The organism is Kitasatospora sp. NPDC058032 (genome assembly GCF_042885845.1).
Classification (GTDB): Bacteria; Actinomycetota; Actinomycetes; order Streptomycetales; family Streptomycetaceae; genus Kitasatospora.
Window position 1 is genome coordinate 237037 of sequence record NZ_JBHVRK010000013.1, and the last position, 13969, is coordinate 251005.

A 13969-nucleotide genomic window follows, 5' to 3' on the forward strand; every position below is an offset into this window, starting at 1 on the left:
TTCCCCGAGACGGGACGGGACACGGCAGACAGACTGGTCGCGGCGGCTAACGGCAGCCTTGGCGCGTTCTAACGCGCCACTGCGGCCAGCACCGAGCTGAGCAGGCTCAGGAACACCGGCTCGCTGTCCCGCGTGAAGAAGTGGCCGCCCGGCACCAGGTGGAGCCGGAAGGCCGCGCGGGTGTGGCGCCGCCACGCGGCCGCGTCCGACGACGCCACCAGCGGGTCGGTGGTGCCGGCGAACACCTCCACCGGGCAGTCCAGCGGTTCGGCGGCGGGGCCGGGACGGCTGTGGCACAGCCGCAGGTCGTCCCGGAAGAGGGAGAGCGCCGCCGACATCCACAGCGGGTGGTCGACCAGCCCGGGCGACATTCCGCCGATCCGCAGCAGCAGCGCGGTCAGCTCGTCGTCGGGCAGGTGCTGCACCTCGTCCCGCAACGCCGTCGGCAGGTGCGGCGCGGGGTAGGCGCCGAGCAGCAGCGCGGCGGGGGGCGCGCCGGCCTCCTGACGGCGGCAGGCCAGCCGGTAGGCCACCAGCGCGCCCATGCTGTGTCCGTAGAAGGCGTGCGGGCCGGCCAGCAACGGGCCCAGCTGGTCGTCGAGTTCGTCGACCAGCTCGTCCATGTCGAGCAGGCGCGGTTCGCGGATCCGGCCCTCGCGGCCCGGCAGCTGGACCGGCAGCACCGCGACGTCGGGGCCGAGGGCCCGCTGCCAGCCGGCGAACGCGGACGCGGCGCCGCCCGCGTGGTGGAAGCACAGCAGCCGCAGCCGGGCCCGCCGGTCGGGCGCCGCCATCACGTAGCGGGTGCCCGGTCCGGCGGCCAGGGTGCCGACGGGGCTCCGCGGCATCATCGGACCGTGTCCGCGGCGGCCGAGGCCTCCGCCGCCAGGCCGTCCGCACCGGCGGACGCGCCGTCCGCGCCGTCCGCGGCGGTCCCGGCGAACCGCTCCAGGTGCCGCTTCACGTCCGCCAGGACGTCGGCGGCTTCCGCCCCGTCGATGACCCGGTGGTCGAAGGCCAGGCTGAGCCGCATCACCGGCGCCACGACGACCCGGCCGTCCCGGACCACCGGGCGATCGGCGATCCGCCCCACGCCGAGCGTGACGGTCGTCCCGCCGACCGAGTGGAAGCCGTCCACCACGCCGTGGCCCAGCGAGCTGACCGCGAACGTGCCGAACACGGCCGCCCGCCGCCGCAGCGGCCGCACCCCGAGCCGGAACAGCAGCGGCCGCAGCGGCCACGGCAGCCGATGCAGCAGCCGCGCGCCGGCGAACTCGGGCATGGTTGCGGGATCGCCGTCACGGAAGTGCTCCACCCGCCGCTGGATCTCCGCCAGGTCCGCCCGCTGCAGGTCCGGCAGCACCGCGGAGAGCACGACGCGGCGCCCGCCGACCTTCCGGTCCAGCGCCAGCTTGCCGTTCACCGACGCGTAGCGGGCGATCCGCGGCCGGCGCCGGCCGCGCACCGCCGCGTTGGCCTCGGGGTGGTCCCGCAGCGCCCGCGCGGCCGCCAGCAGGATGTACGACACCACCGAGTAGCGCCGGCCGAGGGCACGGGCCGCGCCCCGGTGGGCGACCACTTCGCCCATGTCGACCTCGGTGTCCAGGAAGACGGGGGCGAACGGGCGTATCTCGTCCAGGAACGCCAGCGTGTGCCGGCGCTCCCGGGCCATCGCCGTCACGGCGGAGGGCTGCGTCATGTCAGACCTTCTCCAGGGCGAACCCGGCCTTGATCCACTTGCTGGACTCGATCGCGATGCCCAGGGCCCGGTCGCCCTGCACCATCCTCGGCAGCAGCCGTTCCAGCTGCAGGAACGGCAGGGCGTTGCCGTTGTTCCCGGTCTCGCGGACGCAGCTGACCTCCTGCGCGTCCACCATGCCCAGCTCCGCGACGATCTTCGCGGTCATCTGCCCGGACAGCTGCGGCGGCAGGAGGTAGTCGACGTCGCTCTCCTGCCAGTCCAAGTCCTCCAGCAGCTCCTGGAGGATCTCCACGGCCATCACCGGCACCGACTCCTCGATGGCCTTGTAGTCCTCGCTGCTCGACGGCCGCTTCTCGTGCCGGTCGGCGGTGCCGAACCACTCGATGGTCTGCGCGGGCGCGCGGCCCAGTCCGGTCAGCCGGTTCAGCACCCGGTGCAGGCGCACCGACCCGGGCGTCGGCTCGGTGGACAGCACGATCGCCCCCGCGCCGTCCCCGAACAGCATGAAGTTCACCATCTCCGTCGGCGGCAGGCTGCGCAGGTCGGCGGAGAGGTCCAGATGCTTGGCACAGGTGTCGGCGCCGATCACGAGCGCCGTCCGGTGCAGGCCCGTGAGCAGCATCTTGTAGGCCACATCGAGCGCCTGGAACGCCCCCGAGCAGCCCGACTGCAGTTGGTACGTCGGCACGTCGTCGATGCCCAGCCGGTCGGCGACCAGGTTGACCGAGGCCGGCATCAACACGTCCGGGGTCGCGGTCGCGAACACCATCAGATCCACGGACGCCGCGTCCACGCCTGCGGCCTCCAGCGCCCGGCGCGCCGCCTGCTCGCCCATGTCCACGAGCGAGTGCCGGCGCTCGCCGGACTCCAGGTCCACCGCGAGGTGCCGCGAGCGGGTGCCGACGAACGCGTCGACCCACTGCTCCCACAGCGCGTCCATGCCGAACCGCCGGCCCACGGCGGCGTTGTCGACGGGAGGGCCGGGCAGCGCCGTCCCCACCGAGCGGATGTGGATGTCCGGAGCGTCCATCTGAGGTCCTTTCCGGCAGCGGCGTCAGGGATCGGCGACAGACGCGAACCGGTGCGCGGGGCCGGGGCCACCCCCGACCCCGCACACCGGTCCCTGCTCAGCGGCGTCGCTGAATCGGCCCTGAGGTCAGCCGCACACCTTGATGTTGGTGAGGTAGACGTTGGGTGCGACGAGCTGGTAGGTACGGGTGCCGAGCTTGCCCCGGTAGCGGCCGGAGGTCCCGAAGGCGGCCACGGTCTGCGGCACGCCCGCGGTCGATCCCGCGATGTCGACCAGGCCGGCGGTCCGGACGGACCCGCCCGGCAGCTGGATCTCCTCGCGGTAGTAGCCGATGAAGTGCTGGTCGCTCTGCCTGGCGAACACGATCGACATCTCACCGGTCAGCGAGCCGACCGACCGGCCCTCGGCATCGGTCAGCACGTCGTGGACCGTGGCGCCGTCCCCGACCTCGATCGCCGGGGAGCCCTGGTCGTGCATCTCGAGAGCCACCACCGTGTCCGTGAGGTTCTCGAAGACGACGCAGCCCCGGGAGGCGAGCTCCCCGGTGGGCGACGCCGCCGAGGCGACGCCGGGGCCGGCGAGGACGAGGGCGCTGCTGACGGTGACGGCGAAGGCCGCGAGGCGGGCCGGTCGCACGGTCGCAGTGGTACGGGACATGTCTGTCCTTTCTCCGGCGCGCGGCCGGAGGAGACACAGGTGGTACGGGTCGTGACGAGGATCCGCGCAGCCGCTAATGCGGCCCTAACGCCTTCCGGCCAGCCGCGCCCGCGAACGGCGGGCCCGCCACAGCCCGCCGATGACCGCGCCGCGCAGCGACCGCACCCCCCTCATCCGCAGCAGGGAACGGGCGCACCACAGCTGGTTCTCGACCGCGTGGTCCGGGGCCCCGTGGACATCGTCGTACTCGACCACCTCCAGGTCCCGCAGGTGCGCCCGCAACCGCGCGACGTCGCCGGGCGGGATGATCTCGTCCCGCAGGCTGGAGATGTACCGCACCGGGACGTCCAGGCCCGACAGCTGGGCGTCGGTCAGCGCGCAGCCGGCGAGGGAGTCCAGGACCTCGCCGGGGTCGGTCGCGGCCATGTGCGCCAGGGCGTCGACCGTGACCCTCGGCAGCGCCCGCTGCCACGCCCGGTCGGTGAAGAAGCCCGCCACCGGCGCGCCCGCCGTGACGACCCCGCGGATCCGCGGGTCGTCGACCGCGCACCGCAGCGCCAGGTGGCCGCTGAAGCTGAGCGTCAGCGCGTACGTGTTCGCCACGTCGGCCCGCCCCCGGAGCGCGTCCAGCACGCCGGACAGCATCCGCCAGGACTCCGGCCCGTACCGGAGCGGGTTCTCCCCGGTGCCGGGCATCTCCAGGGCGACGGCGGCCATGCCCATCCTGCGGAAGACCGGCAGCACCGGAGCCCACTGCTCCTTGACGGTCACGATGCCTCCCATGACCAGCAGCAGCGGCCTGCGGTCGACGGGGGACAGCCCCGACTGCCACAGTCCGACCCGGCCCCCGTCCACGTCCACCTCCAGCCGGGACACGTCGCGCCCGGTGCTCCACCGCTCGAACGAGGCGGCGGCCCGGTCCAGGGCGTCCTTGCGGTCCGGCCCGTCGACGAAGGGGAACCTGGCCATGAGGTAGTGCCGGCTCGCCTCCAGGTGCCGTCCGCGCCGCTCCAGCTGCTGCCCCGCCGCCACCCACTCGTGGACCCACGACCCCGGGCCGGAGCCGTCGGTGCGGATGCGGTCCAGGACCTCCTGGTAGCGGGCGATCCGCTGGCCGCGGGCGTGGACGCCCACGTAGCTCTTGAGTTCCTCCACGTCGTTCATGCGCCGGTTCCTCTCGGACGGTGATCGCGGCCCGGGTCAGGCACGGCCGAGCTCCTTGTCGATGAAGGCGAACAGGTCGTCGGTGGTCGCGGCCTGGATGCGCTCGGTGACCTGGGCGGACTCCGCCGCCGCCGCGTCACCCCACTTGGCCATCAGCGTCTGCAGCCGCGTGGTGACCGCCGGGCGGGCGGTGTGATCGGGGGCCATGGCCAGCAGCGCCGACTCCAGCCGGTCCAGCTCGGCCAGCACCGTCGCGGACGCGTCGGCCGCCTCCGGGGCGATCCGGGTCCGCAGGAAGCCCGAGAGCGCCGCCACGGTCGGATAGTCGAACACCATGGTCGCGGTCAGCCGGACGTCCGCGGCCGCGCTGAGCCGGTTGCGCAGTTCGACCGCCATCAGCGAGTCGAAGCCCAGCTCCTGGAAGGAGCGCTCCGGGTCGACCGCGTCCGCCGAACCGTGCCCCAGCACGGCCGCGGTGAGGCCGCGCACGAGGTCGAGCACCGCCTTCTCCTGCCCGGAGGGGTCCAGCCCCGCCAGCTGCCGGGCCAGCGACACCGTGCCCGAGGCGGCCCGCCGGGCCGGGGTGCGCAGCAGGCCGCGCAGCACCGACTGCGCCATCCCGGGACCGGCCTGGCCGAGCGCCACCGGGTCCAGCCGGGCGGCCAGCAGCAGCGGCTCCTCCGGTGCGGCCAGGGCCGCGTCGAACAGCGCCAGGCCCTGCTCGGCCGACAGCGGTACGACACCGCCGCGGGCCAGCCGCGCCCGGTCGGCCGTGTCCAGGCCACCGGTCATGTCGCTGCCGTCGGCCCACAGGCCCCAGGCCACCGAGGTGGCCGGCAGCCCGGCCGCGTGCCGGTGCTGCGCGAGCGCGTCCAGGAACGCGTTGGCGGCGGCGTAGTTCGCCTGACCCGGGCTGCCGATCGTGCCCGCCAGCGACGAGAACAGGACGAACGCCGCCAACGGGGCGTCCTTCGTCAGCTCGTGGAGGTGCCAGGCCGCGTCCACCTTGGGGCGCAGCACCGCCGCCAGGCGCTCCGGCGTCAGCGACGTCACCGTGCCGTCGTCCAGCACACCCGCGGCGTGCACGACCGCGGTGAGCGGGTGCTCCGCCTCGACGGACGCCAACAGCGCGGCGACCGCCTCCCGGTCGGCCGTGTCGCACGCCGCGACCCGCACCCGGGCGCCCAGCGCCTCCAGCTCCTCGACGAGCCCGGCCGCGCCGGGAGCCGCGGGTCCGCGCCGGCTGGTGAGCACCAGCCGCCGCACCCCGTGTCCGGCCACCAGACGGCGCGCCACCAGCGCGCCCAGCGTGCCCGTGCCACCGGTCACCAGCACGGTGCCGTCCGGATCGACGGCCGGCGTGGCACCGGACGCACCGGACGCACCGGACGCCGGGACACGCGCCACCCGCGGCGCGAGAGCCCTGCCCCGACGCACCGCCACCTGGGGCTCGGCACCGTCCAGCACGCCCGCCAGGACCGCCGCCGACACCTCCTCGCCGTCCAGGTCGACCAGCCGGAACCGGTCCGGGTTCTCCGCCTCGGCCGACCGCAGCAGGCCCCACACCGCGGCCCCGGCCGGGTCGCGGACCTCCTCCCGCCCCTCGCAGGACACCGCCCCGCGGGTCACCACGACCAGCCGGGAGTCCGCCAGCCGCTCCTCCGCCAGCCAGCCCCGCACCAGTTCCAGGGCCCCCGACGCGGCCCGGTGCGCCTGCTCGGCCGGGTCGGCGCCGTCCGGCGACACGAACGCGGCGAGCACCCGCGCCGGCACCGCAGCGCCGGAGCCGACGGCCGCGGCCAGCTCGGCCGGACCCGGGTACCCGACCCGGTCCGCCGCCCCGAGCAGCCCGAGCACGTCCTCACCGAGCACCGCCAGGCCGCCGTCCCCGCCGCCCGCGGCCACGGGCGGCGCGACGGCCGTCCACTCCAGCCGGAAGAGCGCGTCCTTCCGGCCCGCACGCGCGGCCGCCAACTGCTCGGCGCCGACCGGGCGCAGCGCGAGCCGCTCGACGACGGCGACCGGCAGGCCGTCCCCGTCGGCCAGCGCCAGCGCCACCGCGTCCGGCCCGTGCGCCTCCAACCGCACCCGCAGGGCGGAGCCGGCCGTGCCGAACAGCGACACCCCGCTCCACTCGAACGGCAGGTACGCCCGTCCCGGCGCGTCCGCGTTCTCGGCGACCGGGGACAGCAGCGCCGCGTGCAGCGCCGCGTCCAGCAGCGCCGGGTGGATGCCGAAGAGGTCCGTCCCGGTGCCGGCGGGCAGATCGACCTCGGCGTACACCGTCCCGCCGTCCCGCCAGGCGGCCCGCAGGCCCTGGAACACCGGGCCGTAGGACAGGCCCATGGCGGCGAAGTGGTCGTACAGGTCGCCGGTGTCGACCGGCTGCGCGCCGGCCGGGGGCCACTGCGTGAGGTCCGGCCCCGCGCCGGCGCCGCCCTCCGCGCCGCCCAGCAGGCCCGCCGCGTGCCGCGTCCAGTCGCCGTCGTCGTCGTCCGGCCGGGAGTGGATCGACACCGGGCGCCGGCCCGACCCGTCCGGCTCGCCGACGGTCACCTGCACCTGCACGGCGCCCTGCTCGTCGAGCACCAGCGGGGCCTCCAGCGTCAGCTCCTCGACGCCCGCGCAGCCGCCCCGCTCGGCGGCGTGCAGCGCCAGCTCCACCAGCGCCGCACCGGGCAGCAGCACGGTGTCCAGCACCGCGTGGTCCGCCAGCCACGGGTGCGTGGCCAACGACAGCCGCCCGGTGAACACCTGCCCGCTGCCGTCCGCCAGGTCCACCGAGGCACCCAGCAGCGCGTGCCCGGGCGCGCCCAGGCCGGCAGTCCGCAGATCGCCGCTGCCCGCCGCCGACTCCAGCCAGTAGGTGCGGCCCTGGAAGGCGTACGTCGGCAGGGCGACCTTCGCCGCGCCCGAACCGAACACGGCCTCCCAGTCCGGCACCGCCCCCTCGACGTAGCCGCGACCCAGCGCCGTCAGGAACTGCTCCAGGCCGCCGTCGTCCCTGCGCAGCGTGCCGAAGGCGGCGGCGCCCTCACCGAACGCCTCCAGGGTCTCCTCGGTGCCGAAGGTCAGCACCGGGTGGGCGCTTACCTCGATGAACACCCGGTGCCCGTCCTCCAGCAGCCGCCGCACGGCGTCCTCGTACCGGACCCGCTCCCGCAGGTTCTCGAACCAGTACCCGGCGTCCAGCGCGCCGGTGTCGATCCGCTCACCGGCCAGCGTCGAGTAGAAGGGGACCGAGGAGGCCACCGGACGGACCGGAGCCAGCGCCTCGACCACCTGCGCGCGGACGGCCTCCATGTGCGGGGTGTGCGACGCGTAGTCCACCGGGATCATACGGGCCCGGATCCGCCCGTCCCGGCAGCTGCCGACGAACTCCTCCAAGGCCTCCGCCTCCCCGGCCGCCACCGTCGACGCCGGCCCGTTCACGCCCGCGACGAACAGCCGCCCCTCCCAGCGCGCCAGGCGCTCCTCCACCTCGGCGGCCGGCAGCGGAACGGCGGCCATGCCGCCCGTCCCGGCCAGCGCCCGGATGGCCCGGCTGCGCAGCGCCACCACGCGGGCGGCGTCGTCCAGGCTGAGCGCCCCCGCGACGTACGCCGCCGCGATCTCGCCCTGGGAGTGGCCGACCACCGCGGCCGGCCGCACCCCGTAGGACTCCCACAGCCGCGCCAGCGACACCATCACGGCCCACAGCGCGGGCTGCACGACGTCGACCCGCTCCAGCGGCGGCGCGTCCGCCGCGCCCTCCAGGACGTCGGTGAGCGTCCAGTCCGTGTACGCGGCCAGCGCCCGCGAGCACGCCGTGACCTGATCCCGGAACACCGGCGACGTCCGCATCAGCGCCCGGGCCATCTCCGGCCACTGCGAGCCCTGCCCGGGGAAGACGAACACCACCTTGCGGTCGCCCGCGCCGACGGTGCCCGTCACCGCCCGGCGGGAGGTCTCGGCGCCCGCCGCCAGCGCGCGCAGGTCCGCGAGCAGCGCGTCGCGGTCCGCACCGGCGACGACCGCCCGGTGCGCGAAGTGGCTGCGGGCCGTCGCCAGCGACCACCCGACGTTCCGCACGTCGAGCGACGGATCGGCGGCCACGTGGCCGGCCAGCCGGCCGGCCTGCGCCCGCAGCGCCTCCTCGGACTTCGCCGAGAGCACCCACGGCACCGGCGCCGGCGCCTCGCCGTCGGCCTCCCGCCCCGGCGTGTCACCGACCCCGGCCGCCTGCTCCAGGATGAGGTGCGCGTTGGTACCGCTGATGCCGAACCCCGACACCCCGGCCCGCCGCGGACGCCCCCGCTCCGGCCAGGGCCGCTCCTCGGCCAGCAGGGAGACCGCGCCGGCCTCCCAGTCCACGTGCGGCGACGGCGCGTCCATGTGCAAGGTGCGCGGCATCAGCTCGTGCCGCAGCGCCATGACCGTCTTGATGACCGACGCGACACCGGCGGCGGCCTGCGTGTGCCCGATGTTGGACTTGATGGACCCCAGCCACAGCGGCTGGTCCGCGGGCCGGTCCTGACCGTAGGTGGCGAGCACGGCCTGCGCCTCGATCGGGTCGCCCAGGACCGTGCCCGTGCCGTGCGCCTCGACGACGTCGACCTCGGCGGCCGTCAGCCGGGCGTTGGCGAGCGCCTGCCGGATCACCCGCTGCTGCGAGGGCCCGTTGGGCGCGGTCAGCCCGTTGCTCGCCCCGTCCTGGTTGATCGCCGAGCCGCGGACCACCGCGAGCACCGGATGCCCGTGGCGTTCCGCGTCCGACAGCCGCTCCAGCAGGATCATGCCGGCGCCCTCGCCCCACCCCGTGCCGTCCGCGGCCGCCGCGAACGGCTTGCAGCGTCCGTCCGGGGCGAGTCCGCGCTGACGGCTGAACTCCAGGTAGATGCTGGGCGTCGCCATGATCGTCGCACCGCCCGCCAGGGCCATGCCGCACTCCCCGTTGCGCAGGGCCTGGGCGGCCAGGTGCAGGGCCACCAGCGAGGACGAGCACGCCGTGTCCACGGTGACCGCCGGACCCTCCAGGCCCAGCGAGTACGACACCCGGCCCGAGGCGACACTCGTCGTCGTGCCCGTCAGGAAGTAGCCCTCCAGCGACTGCGGAGCGTTGCTCGCCCCCGCCGCGTAACCCTGGCTCGCCACACCGACGAACACCCCCGTCCCGCTGCCGTGCAGCGACACCGGATCGATGCCCGCGTACTCGACCGCCTCCCACGCCGTCTCCAGCAGCAGCCGCTGCTGCGGGTCGGTCGCGGTCGCCTCCCGGGGGCTGATCCCGAAGAACTCCGCGTCGAAGTCCGTCGCGTCGTGCACGAAGCCGCCCTTGCAGGTGTACGTCTTGCCGGGCACGGACGGGTCCGGGTCGTAGACCGCGTCGACGTCCCAGCCGCGCCCGGGCGGGAAGTCGCCGACCGCGTCCACACCGTCGGCGACCAGCCGCCACAGCTGCTCCGGGGACCGCACACCCCCCGGGAAGCGGCACGCCATGCCGATGATCGCGATCGGTTCGTCGTCGCGCGCCGCGGCGACCACCACCGGAGCGGCCGCCGAGCCCCCGGCGTCGACCAGCTCCGCCCGCAACTGCTGGGCGATCGCGGCCGCCGTCGGATAGTCGAAGACCAGCGTCGCCGGAAGCCGCAGACCCGTGGCCGAACCCAGCCGGTTGCGCAGCTCCACGGCCGCCAGCGAGTCGAAGCCCAACTCCTGGAACGGACGGGTCGCGTCGATCGCGTCCGCCGACGCGTGCCCGAGCACGGCCGCCACATGGCCGCTCACCAGCTCCAGCACGACCCGGTTCTGGTCCGCCTCCGGCAGCGACACGAGCCGCTGCGCCAGCGCCGCCCCGTCCCCGACCGGACCGGAAGCGGCCGACCCGGTCGAGGTGCGCACCAGACCCCGCAGCATCGGCGGCGCCGTGCCCGCCGTCACCTGCCGGCGCAGCCCGGACAGGTCCAGCCGGGCCGGCACCAGCACCGCGTCGCCCGACGCCGTCGCCGCGTCCAGCAGGGCAAGCCCCTGCTCCGTGGCGAGCGGGACGATGCCGCCCCGGGCCAGCCGGGCCTGGTCGGTCTCGTCGAGGCCACCGGTGATGCCGCTGGCCTGCGCCCACAGGCCCCAGGCCAGGGACAGTCCGGGCAGACCCCGCGCGCGCCGGTGCTGGGCGAGCGCGTCCAGGTAGACGTTGGCGGCCGCGTAGTTGCCCTGTCCGGGAGCGCCGAGCGTGCCCGCGACGGAGGAGAAGAGCACGAACGCCGAGAGGTCGGCGTCCTTCGTCAGCTCGTGCAGGTTCCAGGCCGCGTCGACCTTCGGCCGCAGTACCGCGGTGAGCTGCTCCGGGGTCAGGGACGCGGTCGTCGCGTCGTCCAGCACACCGGCGGTGTGGACCACCGCGGTCAGCGGGTGCGCCGGATCGACGGAGGCCAGCAGCCCCGCCGCCGCCTCCCGGTCCGCGGTGTCGCACGCGGCGAGCCGCACCCGGGCGCCCAGCGCCTCCAGCTCCTCGGCGAGCCCGGTCGCGCCCGGCGCGTCCGGGCCGCGCCGGCTCGCCAGCAGCAGGTGCCGCACCCCGTGCGCGGTCACCAGGTGACGTGCCACCAGCGCACCCAGCGTCCCGGTGCCGCCGGTCACCAGCACGGTGCCATCGGCCGCCGGCGACGAGGGAACGGTCAGCACCAGCTTGCCGGTGTGCTTGGCCTGCCCCAGGTGGCGGAAGGCGTCGGGCGCCCGCCGCACGTCGAACGCGGTCACCGGCAGCGGCTCCAGGGCCCCCCGGTCGAAGAGCTCCACCAGGTCGCCGAGCATCGCCTGGATGCGGTCCTCACCCGCGTCGAACAGGTCGAACGCCCGGTAGGAGATCCCGGGGTGGCCGGCCTCCACCACGGCGGCGTCCCTGATGTCGGTCTTGCCCATCTCCAGGAACCGGCCGCCGCGCGCCAACAGGCGCAGCGAAGCGTCGACGAACTCCCCGGCGAGCGAGTTCAGCACCACGTCGACACCCTCACCGGACGTCGACGCGGCGAACCGCCGCTCGAACTCCAGGTCGCGCGACGACGCGATGTGGGCCTCGTCCAGCCCCTGACCGCGCAGCGTGCCCCACTTGCCGGCACTCGCGGTGCCGAACACCTCGGCGCCCCAGTGGCGGGCCAACTGCACCGCGGCCATGCCGACGCCGCCGGTCGCGGCGTGCACCAGCAGCTTCTGACCCGCGCGGAGCTCCCCGAGGTCCGCCAGCGCGTGGTAGGCCGTCAGGAACACGATGGGGGTCGCGGCCGCCTGCGCGAAGGACCAGCCGTCCGGAATCCGCGCCAGCAACCGGTGGTCGGACACCGCCACCGGCCCCATGCAGCCCCCGTACAGGCCGAACAGGCCCATGACCCGGTCACCCGGCGCCAGCCCGGACACCTCCGGACCCACCTCCAGGACCACGCCCGCGCCCTCGCTGCCGATCGGCGCCTCACCCGGGTACATCCCCAGCGTGATCAGCACGTCGCGGAAGTTCAGGCCCGCCGCGCGCATCGCCACCCGGACCTGGCCCGGCCGCAGCGGCTCCAGCGCGTCCGGCGCCTCCACCAGCGTCAGGTTGTCGAGGGTCCCCCGGGCACTCACCCCGAGCCGCCAGGCCGGGGCGGCCGGCGGCGTCAGCGCACGACCCGCGTCCGCCTTCACCAGCCGCGCCGCGTGCGGCACACCGCCGCGCAACGCCAACTGGGGCTCGCCGGCGGCCACCGAGGCCGCGACCGCCGCGAAGGACGACTCCTGACCGTCGACGTCGACCAGGACGATCCGGTCCGGGTTCTCCGACTGGGCCGCCCTGAGCAGACCCCACACGGCGGCCGCCGGCAGGTCCGCGACGTCCTCCGCGCCCGCGGCGGCGATCGCACCCCGCGAGACCACCACCAGCCGACTCGCGGACAGCGATCGGTCGGCCAGCCACCGCTGCACCAGCACCAGCACGTCCTGCACCGCACGGTGCACCTGCGCAGCCCCGCCGCCCGGAACCCCCGGGCACGCCGCGACCACGAAGTCCGGCACCCCGACGCCCTCGGCGACCGCCGCAGACAACGCCGCCACATCGGCGTGGACCGCGACATCGGCACCGGCCGCACCCAGCCCGTTCACGACTTCGAGCAGCTCCGCGGCACCGCCCACGGCAGCCCACGAACCGGCCGGCGCCGAGGCGGCGTCCGGCGAGGGCAGCACCGTCCAGTCCACCCGGTAGAGCGCGTCGCGGCCGGCGGACTTCGCCGACGCCAACTGGTTGGCGGAGACCCGCCGCATCGTCAACGCCCCCACGTGCGCGACCGGCGCACCCGTGACACCGTCCGCGACCGTCAGCGTGACGTTCTCCCGGCTGTCCGCCGACATCGCCAGGCGCACCCGCAGACTCGTCGAAGCGGCGGCCGACACCGACACCCGGCTCCACGAGAACGGCAGCCGGACCTCCGGACCGCTGCTCGCCGCCGCGGTGTCGCCGCCCAGCAGCAGCGCGTGCAGGGCCGCGTCCAGCAATGCGGGGTGCACGACATGGCCGTCGTGCGTGCTGCTCTCGGGAGCGCTGTCCTCAGGAAGCGCCACCTCGGCGTAGATGTCGTCGCCCTGCCGCCAGGCGGCCCGCAGACCCTGGAACACCGGGCCGTAGGTCAGGCCGATGTCCGCCAGGTCGTCGTAGAGCGTTGCCGTGTTGACGGGCGTCGCTCCCGGCGGCGGCCAGGCCGTCAGGTCCGCGGCCCGCGCTTCGGCCGACGGGTCCGCGGTGAGCCGACCCGTGGCGTGCAGTGTCCAGGAGGCGCTTTCGTCTGCCTCTCCCGGCTCTCCCGTCGCGCGGGAGTGGACCGTCAGGGTCCTGTCGCCGCTTTCGCCGTCCGGCGGGGTGATGTTGACCTGGAGTTGGAGGGTGGTTTCGGTGGTGAGGGTCAGGGGTGTGTGGAGGGTGAGTTCGTCGATGGTGGGGGTGTTGGTGTGGTGGGCGGCGTGGAGGGCGAGGTCGATGAAGGCGGTTCCGGGGAGGAGGACGGTGTCGTGGACGGTGTGGTCGGTGAGCCAGGGGTGGGTGTTGAGGGAGAGGCGGCCGGTGAAGAGTTTTGTGCCTTCGGGGAGTTCGATGGTGGCGGTGAGGATGGGGTGGTGGTTGGGGGTGATGCCGGCGGTGGTGACGTCAGCGTTGTCAGGCGTGGAGGGGAGCCAGTAGCTCTGGTGCTGGAACGGGTAGGTGGGCAGGTCGGTGTGGGTGGGGTGGTGGCCGAGGAGGGTGGGCCAGTTGATGTTGGTGCCGGTGGTGTGGAGGGTGGTGAGTGCGGTCGTGAGGGTGTGGGTTTCGGGGGTGGTGGGGTGGAGGGTGGGGATGGTGGTGGTGTCGGGGTGGGTGGTGCGGGTGAGGGTGGTGAGGGTGGTGTCGGGGCCGATTTCGAGGTGGGTGGTGACGCCCT

The 13969-nt window shown here is 75.1% G+C and carries 6 protein-coding genes and 1 pseudogene; all 7 read right to left on the reverse strand.

Going from position 1 to position 13969, the window contains the following annotated elements:
• Nucleotides 1-68: 68 nt before the first annotated feature.
• A complete protein-coding gene (locus ACFVUH_RS22165; protein WP_387915031.1) occupies nt 69-848 on the reverse strand; it encodes a thioesterase II family protein in 780 nt (259 codons plus the stop codon).
• The gene (locus ACFVUH_RS22170) at nt 848-1699 is read right to left on the reverse strand and encodes a 2-oxo acid dehydrogenase subunit E2 (protein WP_387915032.1); all 852 of its coding nucleotides are present in this window, start codon (nt 1697-1699) and stop codon (nt 848-850) included. Before ACFVUH_RS22170 ends, ACFVUH_RS22165 begins: the two co-directional genes overlap by 1 nt.
• Nucleotide 1700: 1 nt before the next feature.
• Nucleotides 1701-2732 carry a 3-oxoacyl-ACP synthase III family protein gene (locus tag ACFVUH_RS22175; protein WP_387915033.1) on the reverse strand — a complete coding sequence of 344 codons (1032 nt, stop codon included), beginning with the start codon at nt 2730-2732 and terminating at the stop codon, nt 1701-1703.
• A gap of 126 nt (nt 2733-2858) precedes the next feature.
• Entirely contained in the window at nt 2859-3389 is a 531-nt protein-coding gene (locus tag ACFVUH_RS22180) for a hypothetical protein (RefSeq protein ID WP_355369241.1), read from the reverse strand.
• A gap of 84 nt (nt 3390-3473) precedes the next feature.
• Nucleotides 3474-4553 (reverse strand): alpha/beta fold hydrolase, encoded by a 1080-nt coding sequence (locus tag ACFVUH_RS22185; protein WP_387915034.1) that lies wholly within the window; start codon nt 4551-4553, stop codon nt 3474-3476.
• 36 nt (nt 4554-4589) lie between these two features.
• Nucleotides 4590-13418, reverse strand: coding sequence for an SDR family NAD(P)-dependent oxidoreductase (locus ACFVUH_RS22190; protein ID WP_387915040.1), 8829 nt, complete (start codon nt 13416-13418; stop codon nt 4590-4592).
• Between the two features lie 6 nt (nt 13419-13424).
• Nucleotides 13425-13946 (reverse strand): annotated as a pseudogene (locus ACFVUH_RS22195) (hypothetical protein); the annotation flags it as partial.
• Between the last annotated feature and the right edge of the window lie 23 nt (nt 13947-13969).

Coding starts and splice junctions, on each gene's coding strand:
- ACFVUH_RS22165 (WP_387915031.1), bottom strand. CDS start 848: ATGCCGCGGAGCCCCGTCGGCACCCTGGCCGCCGGACCGGGCACCCGC.
- ACFVUH_RS22170 (WP_387915032.1), bottom strand. CDS start 1,699: ATGACGCAGCCCTCCGCCGTGACGGCGATGGCCCGGGAGCGCCGGCAC.
- ACFVUH_RS22175 (WP_387915033.1), bottom strand. CDS start 2,732: ATGGACGCTCCGGACATCCACATCCGCTCGGTGGGGACGGCGCTGCCC.
- ACFVUH_RS22180 (WP_355369241.1), bottom strand. CDS start 3,389: ATGTCCCGTACCACTGCGACCGTGCGACCGGCCCGCCTCGCGGCCTTC.
- ACFVUH_RS22185 (WP_387915034.1), bottom strand. CDS start 4,553: ATGAACGACGTGGAGGAACTCAAGAGCTACGTGGGCGTCCACGCCCGC.